14 protein-coding genes, 1 pseudogene and 1 riboswitch are annotated in these 21,932 nt (G+C 64.1%); of the genes and pseudogenes, 7 read left to right on the top strand and 8 right to left on the bottom strand.

Annotated elements, in window-relative coordinates; all coding sequences use genetic code 11:
- Positions 1-1,677 precede the first annotated feature (1,677 nt).
- The 8 genes and pseudogenes from ACSJJT_RS10515 to ACSJJT_RS10480 all read right to left on the bottom strand — a co-directional run bounded on the left by ACSJJT_RS10515 (position 1,678) and on the right by ACSJJT_RS10480 (position 10,148).
- On the bottom strand, positions 1,678-2,736 hold the full coding sequence (locus ACSJJT_RS10515) for an RES family NAD+ phosphorylase (protein WP_435918226.1): 1,059 nt from the start codon (positions 2,734-2,736) through the stop codon (positions 1,678-1,680).
- Complete coding sequence (locus ACSJJT_RS10510; protein WP_435918225.1) at positions 2,729-3,700, bottom strand: sce7725 family protein; 972 nt, start codon at positions 3,698-3,700, stop codon at positions 2,729-2,731. The genes ACSJJT_RS10515 and ACSJJT_RS10510 overlap by 8 nt, the downstream gene beginning before the upstream one ends.
- 7 nt (positions 3,701-3,707) lie before the next feature.
- Positions 3,708-4,595, bottom strand: coding sequence for a sce7726 family protein (locus ACSJJT_RS10505; protein WP_316088211.1), 888 nt, complete (start codon positions 4,593-4,595; stop codon positions 3,708-3,710).
- 550 nt (positions 4,596-5,145) lie between these two features.
- Positions 5,146-5,607: pseudogene (locus tag ACSJJT_RS10500) on the bottom strand (response regulator); the annotation flags it as partial.
- Between the two features lie 121 nt (positions 5,608-5,728).
- Entirely contained in the window at positions 5,729-6,403 is a 675-nt protein-coding gene (locus tag ACSJJT_RS10495; protein WP_435918224.1) for a thiamine phosphate synthase, read from the bottom strand.
- The gene (gene thiM / locus ACSJJT_RS10490) at positions 6,400-7,170 is read right to left on the bottom strand and encodes a hydroxyethylthiazole kinase (RefSeq protein WP_435918223.1); all 771 of its coding nucleotides are present in this window, start codon (positions 7,168-7,170) and stop codon (positions 6,400-6,402) included. The genes ACSJJT_RS10495 and thiM overlap by 4 nt, the downstream gene beginning before the upstream one ends.
- A complete protein-coding gene (locus ACSJJT_RS10485) occupies positions 7,167-8,516 on the bottom strand; it encodes an MFS transporter (protein ID WP_435918222.1) in 1,350 nt (449 codons plus the stop codon). The genes thiM and ACSJJT_RS10485 overlap by 4 nt, the downstream gene beginning before the upstream one ends.
- A gap of 51 nt (positions 8,517-8,567) precedes the next feature.
- Positions 8,568-10,148 carry a bifunctional hydroxymethylpyrimidine kinase/phosphomethylpyrimidine kinase gene (locus tag ACSJJT_RS10480; RefSeq protein WP_221268593.1) on the bottom strand — a complete coding sequence of 527 codons (1,581 nt, stop codon included), beginning with the start codon at positions 10,146-10,148 and terminating at the stop codon, positions 8,568-8,570.
- A riboswitch (TPP riboswitch) is annotated at positions 10,131-10,225 on the bottom strand. It overlaps the preceding gene by 18 nt.
- Positions 10,226-10,406: 181 nt before the next feature.
- Here ACSJJT_RS10480 and ACSJJT_RS10475 point away from each other — a divergent pair.
- From ACSJJT_RS10475 to cobN, 7 genes are all read left to right on the top strand, one after another.
- Positions 10,407-12,191: an oleate hydratase gene (locus tag ACSJJT_RS10475; protein WP_435918221.1), complete on the top strand. Its 1,785-nt coding sequence runs from the start codon at positions 10,407-10,409 to the stop codon at positions 12,189-12,191.
- Between the two features lie 61 nt (positions 12,192-12,252).
- Positions 12,253-13,032 (top strand): AIR synthase related protein, encoded by a 780-nt coding sequence (locus tag ACSJJT_RS10470; RefSeq protein ID WP_435918220.1) that lies wholly within the window; start codon positions 12,253-12,255, stop codon positions 13,030-13,032.
- Between the two features lie 273 nt (positions 13,033-13,305).
- On the top strand, positions 13,306-14,586 hold the full coding sequence (locus ACSJJT_RS10465; RefSeq protein ID WP_435918219.1) for an ABC transporter substrate-binding protein: 1,281 nt from the start codon (positions 13,306-13,308) through the stop codon (positions 14,584-14,586).
- A gap of 65 nt (positions 14,587-14,651) precedes the next feature.
- The gene (locus ACSJJT_RS10460; protein WP_435918313.1) at positions 14,652-15,656 is read left to right on the top strand and encodes a FecCD family ABC transporter permease; all 1,005 of its coding nucleotides are present in this window, start codon (positions 14,652-14,654) and stop codon (positions 15,654-15,656) included.
- 11 nt (positions 15,657-15,667) lie between these two features.
- Positions 15,668-16,654, top strand: coding sequence for an ABC transporter ATP-binding protein (locus ACSJJT_RS10455; RefSeq protein WP_435918312.1), 987 nt, complete (start codon positions 15,668-15,670; stop codon positions 16,652-16,654).
- Positions 16,651-17,919, top strand: coding sequence for a radical SAM protein (locus ACSJJT_RS10450; protein WP_435918218.1), 1,269 nt, complete (start codon positions 16,651-16,653; stop codon positions 17,917-17,919). The genes ACSJJT_RS10455 and ACSJJT_RS10450 overlap by 4 nt, the downstream gene beginning before the upstream one ends.
- Positions 17,916-21,932: a cobaltochelatase subunit CobN gene (gene cobN / locus ACSJJT_RS10445; RefSeq protein ID WP_435918217.1), complete on the top strand. Its 4,017-nt coding sequence runs from the start codon at positions 17,916-17,918 to the stop codon at positions 21,930-21,932. Before ACSJJT_RS10450 ends, cobN begins: the two co-directional genes overlap by 4 nt.

Raw genomic sequence — 21,932 nt, 5'->3', positions numbered from 1 at the left:
CAACCGGCGACGAGTTGTTCAGTAATGCCGACAGGTACGGCTTTCCTCGTGCACGTTGTGGTGCGGGTGGCTCGTCCGGTGCAGATGTAGCAGGCGAAGCGCACGCAAAATAAGTTGCAAGCGTTAGTCGCCCTGCAATCGCGACTTGCAGGTGTCTGCAGTCAGGGGCGGTGGCGGGGTGCCCAGGAGGGTCTGGACCTGCTGCCAGGTTTCGGGGTTGACGATGGGTTCGTGAGCGCCAGGTTGGAGAGCGCTTTGGTAGCGGACCTGCCCGATGTTGTCGACGATGGCGCACCGAGCGCTCCGGCGACGGCTGTGCCAAGATAAAGGCCGGAGATGTTCAGTGAACCGGCGGCCATGGCTGTCTCGAGAGCGGCTGCGACGGTGCTGGCCTGCATCGACCTATGCCTACCACTGCGGTAACGGGTGCTGAGCGTGGCGATGAGTGCGAGTACGTGTCAAGACTGCCAGACGTGCGCGGCGCGGACCGATGATGTTGGCCAAGGGCCCGCCGGGTAGCGCAGAGCGTATACCATCCAAGTCCACGATCAGAAGCAGAAGAGGAATCAAGCTGTCGCTGCCAAGGAGGGTGAGGGTGATAGGACCGAGGTAGTTATAGAACATCAGCCCACCGCACCGCACAGGAAGATCGCGAGAACCATGTGCCGACCGGACCTCCCTTGAACAATGCGACCGTAAACCCCGCTGTCACCACCGACAGGAAGGTCCCCTGCTTGCCCCTCGAGGCTCCTTGGGCAGCGACCGTGAACGCAGTGATAGACACCGCGACCGCGGACAGGCTAGTAATGATCCGGAATAGCAGCAGGCTGAACAGGCCGGCGCACGTGCACAACCCCGGTTCGCGATCACGAACATCGTCAGTCCTGCCATGAATACGTTCTTGTGTGTGAGAAAACAATCGAACAACACCGCAAACATGGACGCACCGAATGCGAAGGCAGGTGTGAATCCGGTGAGGAGCTGCCCGGCGGTTCCGGGCGTGGTGTTGAGGTCAGCAGCAACGCAGTTGAGGACGCCAGCGATACGAGAGGCAAAGATGGCGATGGGCAGAGCCGAGAGCCATAACGATGTTCGAGGCATGGGCTTCCCCGAAGATGGTCACGGACACAAAAGTGTTCTATGTTTCACGAATATCGAACAAGCTAGAGTCGGGGGCCTGAGGCCAGGGCACTCCGTGGATCAGTCCCCAGCTGCGGGAAGCTGTCCCTGATCCGTGTCTTGGCCGCGCTCTCCGACCCATTACGGCCGGGGATCGTTCAACTGCTCTCCGATGGTGAGAGGGGTGAGATCGATGCCCCGGTCTCTAAATCCACTCTCAGTCACCGCATGAAGGGACTCGCAGCTCCGTTCCCCGGCCTACTCCCGTCTCTCCTCGCAGCAGCCCTGGCGACGCGGCCCACGTTGGGTTGACGTAGCCGCATAAACTCACCAGTGAAGACTGCCACGCGTCTTGCAGATCGAGGAACGACGCCCCTTTGGGCGATGCGTGACCCTGCAAGGAATGGTCGCTGGACGTGTATTCGTCGAGCCGAAACCGACGGGCCGGAACCTCGATCTTCCAGAGATGTACCACTCCACAGTTGTTGTGCGGGGCGAGAGTTGATTATTGGCCGACCCGCAGCGAACGTTGATTCTAGCTCGAGGGTTTGATCAGGCTCACGCAGCGCCTGCAATGACTACCGTCACACGATCCACGAGAATGACCTTCGTCTCCACAGGGGAGGCGTGCTCCGGGGAGAAGAGTGCCAAGTTGACACCGTCGCTAACGGAGCTCCGGTAGATAACTCCTTGGTATCCTCGCTTCTTAATGAATTCACATAGGTACTGACTTGGTATGTACTCATATGCTGCGCTGCGGGGTTGCACGGGCTTCGTGAGCTCTTCACCTAAGCGTTCCAGTAACGGGAGTCCAGATCTAAGCGACATGATCTGCTCCGCATTCTCGAGTATGAACGGGGAGGCACTCTTTCGGGGATCTCGGAGATCGATTGCCCGGATAGGGCGAACTTGAAAAGTCGCAATGCAAGCCTTTTCACCTGTATGCGGCCGGACCTCAGAAACTGCCGTTGTCGCAGTTGAGCCGAGATATAGATATGGAATTCCTGCAGGATTTGCGCGCCCGTGCCCGGCGAGGTGAGCGGGCGGGGCGCCCATCTCGGAGAGAAAGAAGGGCTTGTCATCCGAGAGTAAGCGAGCGCGATGCCACACGTCGGTGATCTCCTTAAGCGCGCCGGCTGGCGCGACTAGCAACTCCAGCATCTCTGCAAGACGCTCGAGATCAATTGGCTTATCGAGGAACCAACGGTTACGGTGCATCATCTCATCACGGAGAGCATCCCATTGTTGAGGCTTCTCATTGATCCGCGGTCTTACAGGAACGAAGGAACGCCGGACGATCTCGCCATCATTGAGGATCTCGGCAAGGAGTTCCTTGGCGTGCGCCTCATCCATACTAGGGTTATCGAATAGACTCCAGTCTTCTGCGAGCAGGGCTGCCAGAGATCTACCCTCGCTTTTTTCGGCGTAGCAATCGACCAACATCTCGAACCATTGACTCAATGCAGAAGGGTTGATGGTGATTGTGTTCCGAGTTCCGCAGTAGCCGCAGTCGCCATCACGAGGCTGACCGGTGCCATCCCCAATAACCTTGGGAATAATACTCTGGGTTAGCCCCGGATCTCCGAAACAATTTGCGCAGCAGTATTTCTCAGTCATTACGGTTGACGTAATGATAGTTGGCGAGCGTCTCCAGGTGGTGTTTAATCGAAAGCTTCTTTACATACCCTAATCCAGGAAAGTGGCCGTGTTCGTTTAGGTTTCGGAACTCACGAATGGCGCTAGTCTCCAGAAGCTTCGAATCGCCAGAATCAAGTTTCATGATCATCTTACCCAAGGCCTGTGCAAACTTTCCGGCCGGATCGGTTGGCGTGTCGTTCGTATCAGACTTGAAATGATAAATGAACATCGCGTCATCTTGATCTGGGTCAATGAAGGTCAGATGGATAGCGACAGCATACGCGGGGCCGCCTCCTTCACTGTAGCTGTCTCCAACCGTCAGAAAGTCCCCATAACCGTCCATCCCTTCCTCCGGGAAAGTAATATGCAGGTCTGAGAATGCCTCAACGGGTGGATAGTCCGCATTCCTCATCTGGACGAAACCATCGCTGACCAAAATTCGCGGCTTTCCTTGGAAATGTCTCCTATAGAGGCGATTCGCGTGATCAGTCAAAAAGACGTTTCGGAAGCCCTCTGCAACTCCTCCAAGTTGATCCGATAGGGCTCGTGGGTCTGTAAACCCAGCGTGAATTAGGGTTGCCTCAAGTCTCTCGGGTTCCTTGGCCAGACCACGCACCCGACTTATCAGATCAAGTGCTTGATCTAGGCTAGTTTCACTCGTGAGGAGAATTCCACCTTTTATTACGTCACTACCTTGATAGTTCCGTTCAAGAAGCTCCAATATCTTCTCGCAATTCTCTCGATGATCTCCGTATCGCGGATTCACCACCACCACCGCCTGAGCCCCGACATCAGTCAAGGACATGAGTGTCTTGTCCAGACCTTCGAGGGATGCGCGCACCGGCTCAACAATGGGAACGAAACCGGATTCTCTGAGCAGAGCGACCGATTCGCGAATTGCGATTAGTTCAAACTGCTTACCTCGGAAATAGGGGTAGTACATGCGATCCTCATCTCCAGGCAAGAGCCGTGGCTAGTGGAGTGTCAACAGCTTCCTTGATGCGGACTCTGTTGCTGGGGGTCGGGTTTACGGCTAATGAGGCCGCTCGCACCGAAGCGGGAACGGAACTAATGAATGAGGCTAAGCTGGCCTGCGATCGGCTAGCCTTGAGAGTTTTAACCGTCTCTTCGTGGACGACGGTCGGTTCGAGAGTGGCGAAGATGCGCTGAAGCTCAGAGCGAATCTTTGTATTCGGTACGTCCGGAACTTCCCGCCCCAAACGGGACAAGATTGATGTCGCTTCATCAATTCGCAAGATGTCTAGGATCATCATCGGATTAACGCGTTCGGGCTTGTTCTGAGGATCCCGAGTGGTCTGAAATCTATACCTTTCAGATAGGGTGACGATTCCCACATCCTCGGGCGTAATGCGAAGAACCTCCGGCAAATGCGACTTGCTAACCACCACATTTACCGCAGCAAACACCTGACGATAATTTTCGAGTTGGTTTCTCAGTCGAGACAGAGAGTCGCGCTCAGACTTAATCTCATAGGCGGTAGAGGTCCCATTTAGGACGACAACGTCAGCCTTGCATGAGCCAGCACGAACCTCGCTGAGAAGCGTGGCAGTGTTCAAGTTGTGACGGCCAAGGAGGATCTTCTCTGTAATCGCAGTCCGGTAAACGTAGTCGTCACGAAATTTTGACTTACTGAGTAGCTCGAATGCTTGATTGAATGCGGTTCCCACAGTCGCTTCAGACGGCACGAATGCGCTGAGGCGGGTATGGAAAAGTAACCTTGCGAATAGCGGAGAGCGTGCGTACTTGCTGAAGTCTCGCAGTACCGCTGCAGAAAAGAGACGGCTAAGGGCTGCGGCTTCGTTCTTGTCGAGATCCATATGTCAACCCTCTTCTGCTCGGCCAGCTGGTGAACTCTTCGGGCTATACAAGACTATCGTCTGGTGAGCCAGATCGCTGCATGGCTCGCCGCCGCTCGACTAGTCATCAGATGGCATCCGAGGGGATGTCGAGTGGTCGAACCTGGCATACGTCACGTGGAACTCGACATCCTGCGCCTCGACGATATGTGGGAACCCCGGACTGACCATTGATTTCACGGCCGTCTCACCCAGCTCGCAGCGGAATCCACGTGGGTCGCTACCGGCAACTTCATGCGCTTCACGACGGACATCCCCTGGCCAACCGCCGCCCTGGTGGTTTGGGCACACCCGCCGGTACCGGACCTGTCGTCCCTACAATCGAGTGTATCCCTGGCGGGTGTACCCCTTGTCGCAAACTCTCAAGATCGAGGACTCTCCCCTCCTTGCCCATGGCACCTCCGAGAAGCTCGTGCACCTCGTCAACGACTTGTGACACGCGCACGACGCGAGTGGGAGGCCATCTTGACGGACACCTCGCCTGATGGACTGCTCAGACTAGGGCCTGAGTTCACTCCTGCAGATCAAGCACCAACCGATCCCTCGTTCTGGCGTCGGTGATGAGATACCGAGGGTTGCTCGGCCGGGCTCCAACTTTGTGCACAGCTGGGAAAATGTATAACCGCAAATACCCGGTGCCGATAGCGTACTCCGACCCCAGATCAGGCTCAGCATCATCTCGCGAGTCACGGTGTGCGAGATGAGCTCAGCCTGCACTGACCCGAAAGGATGACCGGCTCGCTATCCTCCTTCGTCCTGACCGATCCTCCTCGTCAGGGCCCGAATCTGCGCCAACAACTCATCCATCAAAAAGGCTTGGTGCCGTATCCGTCAGCCCCGGCCTCAATGGCCCTCTACCTCCCACGGACCCCGACCGCCCAGAGATCACCAGGATCGGCGCCTGGAACCAATCCCGCACCGTCTCAATGACCTGCACCCCTTCCAGACGCGGCATGCCGAGATCCAGCAGGATCTCGTAACCGTGTCGTAAAGCGGTCGCCGCCCCGCCCCCACTGATCCCATACGGGGGTGTACGGGATCCTCACGGTTTACCAACGGACGAGCGCCGAGCGGTTCAGAACGCGTGATGGGCGTCACCTTTCGGCTGAGGGGAAGCAGCCCTCCCGACCGCGATCAAATGCTTTGATGGCCTGCGCGACGACGGTGGCAGGATCGTCGGCGGCCATCACGGCGCGCACCATCGCAACCCCTGCGACGCCCGTCGTCGCCAGCGCAGCCACGTCGTCAACCTGGACGTCGCCGATCGCGACGATGGGCAGAGAACTCGCCTGCACCAGAGCCGGGTACCCCTCCACCCCCAGCGGCGGGCGTCCGGAGTCCTTCGTCGGGGTGGGCCGGAAGGGGCCGGCACCTAGGTAGTCCAAGGCGTCTGCGAAGGGCTCAGCCGACCTCACCAGGTCCAGGGTTCCGGTGGTGTAACCGACGATGGCGTCGGGCCCGAGCATGGCCCTGGCATCACGCACCGGAAGGTCCTCGACTCCCAGGTGCACACCGTGAACGTTCCCGCGGGCGCGCATCGCTGCCCAGGCGACGTCGGCCCTGTCATCGACCACAACCAGCGTCTTCGGGTTCGCACGATGCACCGCCTCGCCGACCCGAAGGACCAGTGACAGCAGGTCCCGGGTGGCCAGGGTCTTGGCTCGCACCTGGACGATTCCGGCACCGGCCCCGGCGGCCAGCGCAGCCGTCTCGACGGTGTGACGGTCGGTTCCCGAGGTCACCAGGTAGCAACGCAGGTCCAGGGTCATCTCGTCCCCTCCACTCCGGTTCTCGCGACCTCGTCAAGGGCGTCGAGCAGTTGCACACGAAAACTACCGGGCTCGCCGGCACGGGCCGCCGCGACCTCGCCGGCGACGTCGAACCAGGTGACGGCCGCGACCGCCGCCTCCATCGGATCGTCCACTGCCGCCAGGCATCCGGCAGTCAATGCCCCTAGTAGACAGCCTGTTCCGGTCACCCGGGCCATGAGCGGATGGCCTCGGGAGATCTTCTCGGCCACTCCGTCAGCAGTGACGACGACATCGGTCGGCCCCGACACCACCACGACTCCCCCGGTTCGTCGCGCCACCTCGACGGCCGCGTCAACGGCGTGCTCGGGGGTGTCGGCGGAGTCGGCCCCGCGTCCCCCTCGTCCTCCGACGAGAGCAAGGATCTCGGAGGCATTCCCCTTGACGACGTCGGGACCCTCGTTCAGAAACTCCCGAGCCATCCGGGTACGCACCGGGGCCAGCCCGATCGCGGTCGGGTCGAGGACCCACGGGATGTCTTTGGGCCGAGCGGCGACAGTGGCCGGAATACCAACCATGCCATCGGTGGACAGGGTGCCCAGGTTGACCGACAGGGCGTCAGCAGCCGAGACGACGACCGGAGCCTCCTCGAGGGTCTCGGTCATCATCGGGCGTAACCCGGCAGCCAGCAGGCCATCGGCCACCAGTGACATGCTCACCGTCGCGGTGAGGCAGTGAACCATGGGCGGATTACCTCGAGCAGCCGCCACCACCTCGTCAATCGTCATGCCACCCTCGCCACCTCGTCGATGTCAGCGTCAATGTCAGCCCCCGAAAGCCTCGGTCCGAGGGCGGCGCCCAGCACCACCAGCAAACCACCCAGCACGACGAGGACCAGCACCGCACCGAGGTGTCCGAACACTCTCTCCAGACCCGGCAGGTAGAAGGGGTACAGAGCCGGCAGGATGAGGGACAGGCTGTACCCCATGCCGTAACCGGTGGAACGCACCTCGGTCGGGAACCTCTCGGACAGGTAGGCCGAGATGGGACCGTAGGCCGACACCGTCGCCACCTGGAGGGCGACGGCGAAGACGGCTGCCCTGCCGGCCGAGGCGGAACTGATCGCTCCCCACCACAGCAGCGGGCCGAGCACCGCCGCGCTCATTCCCCAGCACACCAGCAGACGGCGTCGTCCCACCCTCGTGGACCAGTGCCCGGCCAGCGCCATGAAGATCGCCTGACCAACGGAGGCGACTCCCATCACCCAGGAGGTCGCCGTAGCCGTCAACCCGGCGTCGGTACGCAGTCGCGCGGTGAGGATCAGCACGGTGGTGTCGGTGAGCAGCCACAGCCCCGTCATGAGGGTGAACACCTGCCAGAAGGCCGGCGCCCACGCCCCGGCGATGACCTCACGCACACCGGGGGTCAGGGTTTTCCATGCCTCCTTGGAGTTGTCGGAGCGGTGGAAGAGAGGGGCGTCGCAGACTCGCCGGGAGTAGTAGACGATCATCCCGATGCTCATCGCAGCGCCCATGACGAACAGGATGCGCCATCCCCATGCGGCGTAGCGGTCCGGCCCGAGAGCGGCCAGCATGACGGCGACGGCGAAGGCGATCGATGCCTGGGCCCAGGGAGCCATCGACAGGATGACCCCGGACGCCAAGCCGCGTTTCTTGGGAGATGACCATTCCATCGCCAACGGGATGGCGGCGGAGTACTCACCGGCGACGAAGATCCCGCCCAGGAATCGCAGCAGCAGGATGAGCCCAATCGTCCACGCCCCGATGAGCTGGTGGGTGGGCATGACGGCAATGAGCCCCGCGCAGGTCGCGGTGCCGGCAATGGCCACCCGAGTGGTGCGGGTGCGTCCCAGCCGGTCGGAGATGCGTCCGAAGATCATCCCGCCGAGGGGGCGCCCCAGCAGCATGGCGATGACGACGAGGGCGCCCATGGAGGCGCTGGCCGAGGGCCCGGCGAGCACCGCCATCGCAGGGGCGAGGGCCGTCAGGGGCAGGAAGACGTGGATGTTGTCAATCCAGTTGCCGACGACGCCAGCACGCAGGGCGGCCCGTCCTTCGGGAGGCATCGTCAACGAGGTGTTCGTGGCGGTGCGCAGTGAAGTTGTGGTGGTCATGAAGGCAGGTCCTTGAAAGATGGTGTGTGTCTGAAGTGGGGTGATGGTGACTCAGACGCGCATTGCCTGGTCGAAGAACTCCAGTTCATGACGGCAGGCAGTCAGGTAGGCGTGGGCCGCGCGTGCCCGAGCAGCCGGGCCGGCCTGTTCGAAGGCCTTTTCGACGACATCGAGGGTGTGCGAGGTGGCCTTGGTGAACTCCGGGTCCCGATAGGTGTCGAGCCACAACGCATAGGGATGGCCTTCCGGAACCTGCGGCAATCCAGCTCCCACCTGGGCATACAGCCAGAAGCAGGGCAGGACCGACGCCACCCCGACGACGTAGTCGTCACCCAGGGTTCGTGCCAGTAGGAAATCCGTGTAGGCCGTCGTCACCGGACCAGCCGGAACATGATCGCGTCCCGCCAACCAGGTGCGATGCAGGGCGGCCTCCTCGACGATGCAGGTCTGGGATGACTGCGCCCACCACACCGAGTCCTGCGGATCGACGGCGCGAGCCGCAAGAGCGGCCAGAGCTCGTGAGTAACAGGCCAGGTACTGGGCGTCCTGCCCGAGGTAGAAGTTGAAGGCGTGTCCTGTCAAGGTGCCGTCGACGAGGGCAGCGACGAAGTCCGATGCCTGGATCTGACGGACCAGATCCTCGCTGGCCTGCCACAGGGCCGTCGTCCACGGACCAACCGGGGCCACCGCAGCCGTGGGTGCTGATTCCGACGAGCCGACCAGGGTCTCGGGAGATGCCAGCGGTTCAATCGGCCCGAACCAGGCCACCGCCGAGGCATCGGCGGACAGTCGTCGTGCCCGGTGGGAGTGGTCCACCGGACCGTGTCCCCGGCCTACCTTCAACTCTGACCCGTGCTGGATCGCCTCGTGCAGCCAGTTGGTGACCCAGCCCAGGGCGTCACCGGGAGCGTCCCCGGCACCCAGCCGAGTGGCCAGGGCCGAGGACAGCGAACATCCGGTGCCGTGGGTGTTCGTCGTCTCCACCCGAGTGATCTGTGCGGTGTACGTCGTCCCCTCCGGGGTCACCCAGATGTTGTCGACGCGCGAGGAGTCGAGATGGCCGGTCTTGACGATGACGGCGACCCCGGTCTCCTTGGCCCAGCCGCGCGCTTGTTCCAGGGCCTCCTCGGCATCCTTCGCCGGTTCACTCTGGCACAGCACTGCGAGCTCGGGGATGTTCGGGGTGATGACGGTTGCCCGGAGGCAGAACTCGCGCATGGCCACCTCAGCGTCAGGGGCGAGGAGCCTGTCCCCGCTGGTGGCGACCATGACCGGGTCGACGACGACAACGGGCGGACGGTGCTCGTCAAGGAACCCGGCGACCGTCTCGATGATCTCGACGGTGCCGAGCATGCCGGTCTTGACGGCGTCGATCGCCACGTCGTCACTGACCGCCGCCAACTGCTGCGTGAGGAACTCGGTGGGCGGGGTGTGGATCGCGCGCACCCCTTGGGTGTTCTGGGCCACCAGGGCGGTGACGGCGGCCATCGCGTACCCGCCAGCCGCGGTGATGGACTTGGTGTCGGCAGCAGTGCCGGCGCCCCCGGAGGGATCCGTTCCCGCAATCGAGAGGACGCGCGGGGCTGAGCCCTGCGACGAATTGATGGGTATGGAAGAAGTCATCGCGGACATCCCTTCGCCAGTGCGAACTAGATCAGGTTCCACGGGTGTGATCTCAGCGCCGATACGGCGCACCCCGTGTCCACAACCAAGTATGGCACCCGGCTACGACGAGGGGTTGCCCCCGAGCCCTGGCAACGCAGAACACCTGAGAAAACTCATGCGAACGTCTCATGACAATGGGGGTCCATCGCAGCCGATCGGCGCTATCGTGGGCAACGCTGGAGTTCACCGGAGAACTCTCCGGCGAAGTCGTATGAGGAGTGAATCATGACGAACTTCCAAAAGATTTATCAGCGCAGCTACCCGGTCAGCCCTGACGGCAACGCCTACGTCCACAACGACCTGGGCACCTACACCCACAACCGGCCCGTTCCCCCCGACGACGTCGCCGAGCGGAAGGCCTACATCGTCGGGTCCGGCATCGCCGCCCTGACCGCTGCCGCATTCCTCATCCGCGACGGCCAGATGCCCGGCGCCAACATCACGATCCTCGAGGAACTCACGGTTCCCGGCGGCGCCTTCGACGGCAACGGCGACACCGAGAAGGGTTTCATCGCCCGCGGTGGCCGCGAGATGGGTCAACACTTCGAGTGCTTCTGGGACATCATGCAGGACATTCCCGCCCTGGAAATGCCGGCCCCATACTCGGTACTTGACGAGTTCCGCATCACCAACGAGAACGACCCCAACGTCAACAACTGCCGCATCATCAACAACTGCGGACACAAACGTGACGCCTACCACATGGGCCTCAACAAGAAAGGTCAGCTGGCGATCGTCAAGCTCCTGCTGGCCAAGGAGTCAGACACCTACTACAAGTCCATCGAGGACTGGTTCGACGACGATTTCCTCAACTCGACCTTCTACACCCTGTGGAAGACGATGTTCGCCTTCGAGCAGTGGCAGTCGCTCACCGAGCTCAAGCGCTACATGCACCGCTTCCTGCAATACCTGCCCGGGTTCTCCGACCTGTCGTGCCTGCGGTTCTCCAAGTACAACCAGTACGACTCCTTCGTCGTGCCGCTAGTTCGCTGGCTGACCGACCAGGGCGTCAACTTCCAGTACGAGTCACTGGTCTTCGACGTCGACCTGGAGATCACGGCCCACCGCAAGATCGCCCGAGGTATTCTGTGGCGCGACAAGGAAGGCGGCGAGCATCGCATCGACATGACGCCGAAGGACCTCGTCCTCGTGACGAACGGTTCGCTCACTGAATGCACCGGATACGGCGACATGGACACCCCTGCCCCCTACCACAAGGACATGCAGGCCGGATGGGAGCTGTGGCGCAACCTCGTGAAGCGCTCCCCGGTCTTCGGGCGCCCCGACGTCTTCTGCGCCGACGCCGACAAGACGGTGTGGCAGTCGATCAGCTTCAACTTCATCGGCGCCGACCACCCGTTCCTGCGCAAGATCAAGGAACTGACGGGCAACGATCCGCTGTCCGGACGCACGGTGACCGGCGGCATCATCACCGCCGAAGACTCGTCGTGGTGCATTTCCCTGACGATGAACCGTCAGCCACAGTTCCATGGCCAGCCCAAGGACTGGGGTGTCGCATGGGCCTACGGCCTGTACCCGCTCAAGAAGGGCGACCTCATCAAGAAGCCGATGCTGGAATGCACCGGCGAGGAGCTACTCAAGGAATACTGTTACCACTTCGGTCTGCTCGACCAGTTCGAGGAAATCAAGGCCCACACGAAGGTGCGCATCGCGACGATGCCCCACGTCACGGCCTTCTTCATGCCGCGTGGCAAGGGCGACCGACCCGAGGTTATCCCCGACGGCTGCGTGAACCTGGCCTGCCTGGGACAGTTCGTCGAGACCCCCGACGACTGCATCTTCACCACCGAGGGATCGGCCCGTACCGCCATGATGGCCGTCTACGGGCTGCTCGACCTCGACCGTGACATCCCGCCGATCTGGCCGGCCCAGTACGACATCCGGGCCCTGCTGGCCTCCGCCAAGACACTCAATGATGGACGCCTGCCTGGCGGATGGTTGTTGTCGAAGCTGCTGCACAATACTTACTTCGAGGACATCCTGCCGTGACGTGCTGACGTCATGACGCCCTGACAGTGCGGCTTCGGGGCGGTCGCGATTGAATGGCACCGTGACCGCCCCGAACCATGTCCCCTCGTCCCCGCTGCCCGTCACCAGACTGCGTGACCTGCTGATGGCCGATGTCCCGGCGTCTCGCCTGGTCATCGCCTGCGACACCGTCGGTGGCATCGGTCCGCGTCCTGACGACTCCTACCCGGCTGACCCGGTGTGGTGTGCTCATCTGGGAGCGCGGGTGCCGCTGTTGGAGGTGTTGTGTGCCGGTGCGCACCCCCTCATCCTCGTCGACACCCTCTGCCAGGATCGAAGGTCCGCCGAGCCCATGATCGAAGAGTTCCGCCACTGCGCGGTCACCGCCGGAATTGACCCCCAGGCGGTCACGGGCTCAACGGAGGACAACGTCGCGACGACCCAGACCGGGATTGGCGTGACAGTCATCGGCGTCATGCCGGAAGGAGAGCCACCCAGGGCTCATGATGGTGACGTGCTGATCTGCGTGGGGGCACCCATCTCAGCCCCTGACGACGACGTCACCCCAGGCCGGAGGGAGATCGTGACCGTGTCAGAGGTGCGAGACCTGCTTGCCTCCGGGAAGGTCCACGACTGCGTCCCGGTGGGTTCTCATGGGATCGCCTGGGAGGCGGCGCAGCTCGCCTCCGCCGCAGGACTACGGGCTGAGTTGCGGAAGGTGGAGGTTGACCTGATGCACTCGGGAGGACCCTCGACCTGCCTCGTACTGGCCTGTGGTCCGGGTGCCGTCGAGGAACTGCACGCCCTGGTGGCCCCGCGACGGCCATGGACGGTCATTGGTCGGCTCGCATCAGAATCCTGAGGGCTCGATACCTGAGGATCACCACACCCCTTGCTCACCACCGTTCACATGGGTGTTACTCTGCGATTGCCTCGAATCGGACTCGGTCCGGGGCACTCCTCAGCGAGCGAAGTCGGTGAGAATCCGACACTGTCGCGCAACGGTGATGCCTCACGGCTCAGTCCGGTCGACTCCCTGCGGAGTGGCAGGTGACGACTCTCGCCGTAGGAGTCTGCCGGGCACACAACGCGCGTGTCACAGCGAGTCCTGCGGCATGACCGCAGGGAGAACCGCGTGAGTACCCCGAAGACCACGCCGAGGAAGATCTCGGCCCTCATCACCCTCCTCGTAGCCCCCAGCCTCGCGCTGGCAGGATGCTCGGGCTCCGAGGGCAAACCTACACCGAGCGACAAGCCGGCGGCATCGTCCTCCGCCAACACCGGCGGGAGTACGTCCGGCTGTATCAAGGACTTCGACTCCTCGAAGGACTACTTCCCCGACAAGGCGACCTTCCGTGATGCCCGTGGCCTCACCGTGTCGTACCACAAGTCGTACAAGGTGGTGACGGTCAAGAACCCGTCGAACACCGCGAAGAAACCCGTGCAGTACGTCCTGGTGCAGTGCGGCGCCCCGCAGCCGAAGCTGGACGGTGACCTCGCCAAGGCACAGCGGATCACCATCCCCACCACCAAGGTGGCGCTGGGTTCGACCACTGAGCCGATGAAGTTCCAGATGATGAACAAACTGGACGCCGTGGTCGGAATGGCCAGTGTGGACAAGGTCGGTGACCCGAAGACCCGTCAGGCCCTCAGGGATCACAAGGTCGCTGACTTCGGCGTCGGGGACGGCACCACCGAGGTCAACACCGAGAAGCTGGCCGCCCTGCGTCCCGACCTGTTCATCATCAGCGGCCACGACGACCCCGGCAAGTTCGCCAAGGTCAAGGAGATGGGTACCCCAGTCGTCGCCGAGCCCGACTTCCTCGAGAACACGCCGCTGGGACGAGCCGAGTGGATCAAGTACGACGCCCTCTTCGTCAACACCGAGAAGGTCGCCAACGAGAAGTACGACGAGATCGCCAAGAAATACCACGAGACGACCCAGCTCACGGCCAAGGTCAAGACGCGACCCAGCGTGCTCTACGGCTACCAGTTCAAGGGTGTCTGGTACATCAAGTCCAACGAGAACTACTCCATCCAGTTCCTGCGTGACGCAGGCGGCGAGTACGTCTTCACCGACGTCCACGGCGTGGTCTCATCGAAACTGGACACCGAGACGATCCTCAGGAAAGCCCATGACGCCGACTTCTGGATCGACGGTCAGATCAACGAGTCGGAAAAGGCCTCCCTTCCGGCCATCGTCAAGGACGACCCGCGCATGAAGGCCCTCAAGGCAGTGCGCACCGGCAGCGTCTGGAACGCCGTCCTGCGTGATGACCCGAAGCACGGAAACGACTACTGGCAGACCGGCGTCGTCCGTCCTGATCTGGTACTGGCAGACCTGTCCGCCATCCTGCATCCCGAGCTCAGCCCGAACCACGAGTTCACCTTCTACAAGAAGGCACCAGCCAAGTGACCGCGTCGCAACGGACGACGCAACGGCGGCGTGGGTTGCCGTTGCCCGTCCGCTTCGCGATCCTCATGGTGATCTTCATCGTGGTGACGATCGCCGGGCTGGCGCTGGGGTCGGTGAACATTCCCATCGGTGACGTCATGACGATCGTCACCGGGGGTACCGGCGTCGACCCGGTGTCCCTGACGATCGTCCAGGACGTCCGGGAGCCACGCACCATCACCGCCCTGCTGGTCGGGGCGGCCCTGGGGATCGCCGGCCTGGAGATGCAGACCCTGTTCCGCAACCCGCTGGCCGACCCCTATGTGCTCGGCATCTCCTCGGGTGCCAGCCTGGGCGTCGCCCTCGTCGTGCTCGGCACGGCGTCGTCGGTGGGTGCGGCGACCTTCGCCTCCGGACTGGGTATAGGACCCGATCTGTTGATCATGGTGGCAGCCGCTCTGGGAGCGGCCGTCGTCCTGTTCATCGTCATGCTGGCAGGACGATTCATCCACTCCTCGACGATCCTGCTGCTGCTCGGCGTCATGATCGGATACTTCGTGTCGTCGGGGGTCACCGTGCTGTTGTCGCGAGCCAGTCCGGAGCTCATCGCCCAGTACACCCGCTGGCAGTTCGGCAGCTACCACGGCGTGACGTGGCAGAACCTACGAGTCATGGTGCCGATCATGGTGGTCATGATCCTGGCCAGCCTGCTGCTCGCCAAGCCACTCAACGCCTTGTTGTTGGGGGAACGCTACGCCCAGACGATGGGAATGAACCTCAAGGCGGTGCGCACCCTGCTGGTGGCCAGTACCGCGATCCTCGCCGGCGCCGCCACCGCCTTCTGCGGGCCTATCAGCTTCCTCGGCATCGCCATCCCCCACCTCACCCGAGGGGTGCTCGGCACCGCGAATCACCGCCATCTGCTGCCCGGCTGCATCCTCACCGGTGGCTCCCTGGCCCTGATTGCCGACATCCTGGCCCAGTTGCCGGGTGATGACGTCCTGCCCGTCAATGCCGTCAACGCGGTCTTCGGCGCTCCGGTCGTCATGGTCATCCTCATCCGTTGGTATCGGGATGCGGAGGCGACGTGATCGGTCTTGCCATGACGGATTTGTCCGTCGGCTACACCTCGGGCCACCACGTCACGACGGTGTTGTCCGGGGTGACGGGATCGGTGGAGGCCGGTCGAATGATCGGGCTGGTCGGGCCGAACGGGGCCGGTAAGTCCACCCTGCTACGGTCGGTGGCCGGGTTACAGCCGACTCTGGGTGGCGAGGTGTCCCTCAACGGCACGCCGACGTCAAGGATGTCACGTCGTCACATCGCCCAGACCCTCTCGACGGTGCTGACCGACCGAGCATCGGTGGCCCGTCTCACCTGCCGCGACGTCGTCTCGCTGGGACGTCATCCGCATTCGGGAATCAGGGGACGGCTGAGGCCCCACGACCAGGCCGTCATCGACGAGTCCTTGGCCGCGGTGGGCGCCACCGAGTTGGCCGAGGCCTTCGTCGGCGAGTTGTCGGACGGGCAACGTCAACGAGTCATGGTGGCTCGGGCGCTGGCCCAGGAGCCATCCATCCTGCTGCTCGACGAGCCGACCTCCTTCCTCGACCCGCCGGGCCGTATCGCCCTGCTCGGGATGCTGCGTGACGTGTGTACAACCAGGGACATCGGCGTCGTGGTGTGCAGCCACGACATCGAGCCGGTGATGCGTTACGCCGACACCCTGTGGGTGGCCGGTCCCGGCACTGACGTGACGATCGGTGCCCCCGAGGACCTGGCCCGCACCGGCACCCTCGAGGAGGCCTTCCGGACCGAGGGGATCACCTTCGATCTCCGCACTCTCACCTTCTGGCAGTCCGACGATGGACGCCCGACGGCGCGGGTCGTGGGGTCGGGGGTGGACGCCGACCTGGCTCATCACACCCTAGCACGATCCGGGTACCGGGTGGTCGAGGACCCTGCGGACGCGAAAGTAACGGTGAGCGTTTCCGATGGCGGTTGGGAGGTCGACGGTCACGTGCTGGCGAACCTGTCACAGTTGCATGATCATCTCGCTGGTCGTCGGGAGGAGAGCACCCGGTCATGACCGTCCGCTACCTCGTGCTGTGGCCCACCGCCGCCTGTGACCTCGCCTGCCCCTACTGCTACCGACGAAACCGCCGGGGCGGCCGGATGAGCATCGAGGTGGCGGACGCGGCACTGGATCTCGTCGCCGATGGCGTGCGCGGCACCGGTCGGCCTGCCCACGTCCAGCTGGCCGGCGGGGAGCCGACCCTGGTGCCGGACCTCGTCGAGCACGTCGCCCGCCGGGTCGCAGCCATTCGAGGCGGGCGGGTCACCTGCGGCATACAGACCAATGCCATCCACCTCGATGGCGACATGGTCGCCATGCTGAGACGCCATCGGGTGCGTGTCGGGGTGAGCCTTGACGGGCCGCCACAGGTGCAGGAGCAGGCGCGTGGGTCGGCAGCACAGACCTTCCGGAGCCTGATTGAGCTGGCTCGAGCTGATGTCCCGGTGCGAGTGACGACGGTGCTCTCGGCCCTCAACGTCGACCATCTGGGGGAGTTGGCGGTCACCCTGGGCGGGCTTCCCCACGTCACCGGGTTCGGACTCGACCCACTGGTGCCGATCGGGAGCGCGGCCGGTCGGGAAGATCTGGTGCCGTCCGAGGAGGCCGTCGTCGCGGGGGTCACCGCCCTGCACCGATGCCTCGCGCAGGTCAACGCGATGCGGGCCGACCCGTTGCGCTGGCGTGAGCTGGAGACCGTTCGGGCAGCGCTGCGTCGCGCGCCGAGCGGTCCCACTCGCCCCGGGCCAGGACAACCGCGTCCACCAGCCACCGGGGAAACGTCCCGGATCCGATCCACATACCCCTGCTGCATCCGCACACCAACACCCGCCGACGATTCGAGCCACACCGGCACGTCGAGCCCTCGTGGCAATCCTGTTCGTAACGACGTCAACTGCCACGCAGACGTGGTCGACCCGTCCGGGCGAGCACTTCTGCCACTGGCAATGCCGAACCGACCGTACTGTCATGCGGCGGTCGGCGAATCCTTGGCGGTGGCTCCCGACGGGAGCGTCTACCCCTGTTCCCAGGCCGTCGGAGACGTGGCGTCCCGGGTCGGAACCATCGACGACGTCGACTGGGATGGCTTGAGGCGTCGTTTCGCGCACGATGTCCACACGTTGCGTGGACCGTGTCATCGCTGCGCCCTGGCGGACCGGTGCCCCGGCGACTGCCCGTCCCGGGTGGAGGCGAATGCGTTGGCCGACCCGGAACACCGTCACACCCCGCTCACCTGCCTCATCGACGACACCCTTGCCCGTCTGGAGATCGCGTCATGACCACCCTGTGCTTCTTCTCAGCCACCGGAGGGGAACTCACCCTCGTCAGCCAGGCCCTGGCTCGGATGCGTGCCGACGGGATCAACGTCACCCTCTTCGGCCGCACCAAGGACCAACTCCTCGATCCGGAGTTGTCCCGCGCCTTCGCCCGAGCAGCCGCTCGCAGTGACGCCGTCGTGCTGAGTCTCCACGGTGGGACGGCCTCCTGCCCGGCGTGGTCGGACCTCGTCGAGGCCTGGCAGGACCGTCGCTCCCGCGGCCTGCCGCTGCCGTGGATCCACGTCCAACCCACCTCCGGGGACGACGATGGGCTGCTGGCCGCCCAGGACTGGGCCAGTGGCCTGGACGACGGCACCTGGCAGGGCCTTGTCGGGCTGCTGGGGATGAACGGTCCGGTCAACGTCGAGTCGGCACTGCGAGTCCTCGTCGACCGGGTACACGGAGGCTCGGCCCCGATCCCCGACGTCGTCCCCGCCCCCACCGAGGGAATCTGGCATCCGCGTCACGGCCTGTTCACCAGCCTCGCCGAGTATCGGCAGCACCTGAACCCCGACCGACCCACTGTCGGGATCACCTTCCCGCGCAGCTACTGGCTGGAGCACAACACGGCCCACATCGAGGCCCTCGTCACCGCCGTCGAGGAGCTCGACGCCAACACGGTGCCGTTCTTCTGCCTGCGGCTGCCCGACGCGCGACGCGGCAACCCCGGCATGGCGCAGGTTCTGGAGAATCTGTTGCGTGACGACGAGGGCCGATGTGTCGTCGACACCCTGGTCGACGTCCACGGGATGTCCATGACGGCTGGCGTGCCCGCCAATGCCGACGCCTACCCGAATCTGGGGGTGAGTGTGCTGCACGCCCTCACCTCCTACGCCCCACGAGCTGCCTGGCAGGCCACCGCCCAGGGCATGGGGTCAATGGACGTCGCCACCCAGGCCGCGCAGCCGGAGTTCGACGGCGCCCTCATCACCAAGTTCCTGGCCACCCGGGAGGTCGACACCGTTGACGACCTCACCGGAGCCGTCGTGCCCCGCATGGTCCCGGTCCTGGGCCGGGCGCAGGCGATGGCAGAGCTGGCCCTGTCCTGGGCCCGGCTGGCTCGCACCCCAGCCGGTCAGCGCAAGGTGGCGATCGTCTTCCATCACCACCCGCCACGCAATGATCGCATCGGCTGTGCCTCCGGTCTGGACACCTTCGAGTCGGTGCGTCAGCTGCTCATCCGGATGGCCGACGAGGGGTACGACGTCCCGGAACAGTTCGAGACCGGCGACGACATCGCCCAGATGCTGTTGTCGTGCCTGACCTGCGACCAGCGCTGGCTCACCCCCGAGCAGATGCACGAGAGGGCCGAGGCCCACGCCGATCTGGAAATCTCGCGTCCCTGGTACCGGGGGCTGCCGGACTCCGTGCGGGAGTGCATGGACCGCAACTGGGGGCCGCATCCGGGCACCCTCTTCGTCCACGACGACGAGTTCTCCTTCGCCGGTCACCTCGACGGCAACGTGTTGCTGACGATCCAGCCACCGCGCGGGACATTCGAGGCCGTCACGGACTCTGCCATCCACGACCCGGTGCTGCCTCCCCCGCACCACTACCTGGCCCACTACCGCTGGATCCGTGACGTCTTCAAGGCCGACGCCGTCATCCATGTGGGCACGCACGGCAGTCTGGAATGGCTTCCCGGCAAGGGGCTGGGCCTGTCCGAGGAGTGCTACCCGGAGCTCGCCCTGGATCGGATGGTCAACATCTACCCCTACATCATCAACAACCCCGGCGAGGGCACCCAGGCCAAGAGGCGCAGTGCCGCCGCCCTCGTCGACCACCTCACCCCACCCATGCGTCAGGCCGGCCTGTACGACTCCACCGCCGAGATCGACCGCATCCTGCGCGAGCACGCCGGGGCGCAGTCACAGAGCCCGCAGCGCGCCCGCCTCGTCGCCGAGCAGGTGTGGGACGCCGTCGTCGAGGCCGGCTTGGACACCGATCTGGGCCTGACCGCAGGTGACGTCGACTCAGACCCCGCCGAGCTGCTCGACAAGGTCCATCACCACCTGCTCGAGCTGCAGGATCGCGAGATCTCCGACGGTCTGCACGTCCTCGGACAACTCGTCGCCGGCCAGGACGACCCCGCCGCGGCCGAGGTGGAGTACGTCGCCCAGCTCACCCGTCAACCCAACGGGCAGGTGCCGTCGCTGCGCGAGGCGGTGCTGGATGCCTGGGGAACGAGTCTCGACGAGGTCAGCACCAAGGCGGGCGAGCCGGTCACCGTCACCGCTGACCTGCCCGACGGGCTCAGCGGACGCGAGATCATCGAGGCCACTCACCGGCAGTGCGTCGACCTGCTGGCCCCAGTCGTCGCCTGTCACCACGGTGGATGCTTCGACACCGAAGGGGCCCACGACCTCGCCGTCCAGCTGTGCCGAGAACAGCTCGGTGCCGAACGGGGTGACGTCGTCGAGACCCTCACCTGGGTCGCCACCGACCTCATGCCGCGCCTGGACGCCACGACCGACGAGATCGAGTCGATCATGACGGCCCTGGACGGTGGATTCGTCTCCCCCGGACCGTCGGGAGCGCCCAGCCGTGGCAACGCCCACATCCTGCCGACCGGTCGAAACTTCTTCTCCCTCGACCCCGAGACCATGCCGACGCCAACCGGTTGGCGAGAGGGGGTCGAGCTCGCCGAGCAGCTGCTGGCCGGGTACGCCGAGGCCCACCCCGACCAGCCGTGGCCGCGCACCGTCGGTGTCGTGGTGTGGGGAACGGCCAACATGCGCAGCGGCGGGGCCGACATCGCCGAGATCCTGTACCTCATGGGGGTGCGCCCGGTCTGGGAGTCATCAGGCCTTGTCAGCGGGTTGCAGATCATCGACCCGGATGAACTGGGACGTCCTCGCATCGACGTCTCCCCGCGCATCTCCGGGCTGTTCCGGGACGCCTTCCCCAACCTCGTCGAGATGGTCGACCGGGCCGTTCGGATGGTCGCCGCCCTGCCGGAGGATGGCGACGACAACATGCTGCGTGCCCACGTCGAGGCCGACGTCGCCGACATGATCGCTCGCGGGATCGACGTCGGGCAGGCTCGCCGCAAGGCGACGCTGCGGGTCTTCGGTTGCCCACCCGGCGGATACGGCGCCGGTGTGGAGGAACTCATCGAGACCAAGGCGTGGCAGGACAAGGCCGATCTGGGTCGGGCCTACATCGCGGCCTCCTCCCACGCCTACGGCGAGGGGGTGTTCGGGGACGTGGAGCCCGAGCGATTCACCGCTGCGTTGTCGCGGATGGACGTCACCGTCAAGAACGAGGACACCCGCGAGTACGACATGCTCAGCTGCACCGACTTCTACAACTACTACGGCGGGCTCATCGTCGCTGCGACGACGGTGCGCGGTGAGGCACCGATGTCGTTCGTGGGTGACTCCTCCGATCCTGCCCGGATCGCCACACGCACCACCACGCAGGAGGCCCGGATCATCCTGCGCTCCCGAATCCTCAACCCGTCGTGGATCGAGGGTCTGCAGCGCCACGGGTACAAGGGGGCCGGAGACCTGTCCAAGGTGCTCGACATCCTCATCGGCTGGGACGCCACCGCCGACGTCGTCGACGACGGCCTGTGGGAGAAGGTGGCGCGTCGTTATGCCCTCGACCCGGCGATGCAGGAGTGGTTCCACGAGGTCAACCCGCACGCCCTGCACAACATCGTGGACAAGCTCCTTGACGCCGCCCAGCGCAACATCTGGCAGGCCGACCCGGGCACCGTCGAGGAGTTGCAGGACACCTACGCCGACATCGAGGGGACCATCGAGGAGGTCTCCGACGACCCGTGCTCGGGCACCGGCGGCACCCCCATCCGCCCCAGGAACCCCATCAGCTCTGGGGATACCACCGGCACCGGAGACTCCCACGGCTCGACGAGCACCACCAGCCCGGCCGAGACTGCCCCACCAAAAACCTCCGACGGGGGCTTGGACCTTGCCGCGCTGAACCTCACCTCACTGAGGTTGAACCGATGA

Source organism: Cutibacterium nasicola (assembly GCF_051303185.1).
Classification (GTDB): domain Bacteria; phylum Actinomycetota; class Actinomycetes; order Propionibacteriales; family Propionibacteriaceae; genus Cutibacterium.
This window is presented reverse-complemented; position numbering and strand designations above follow the sequence as displayed.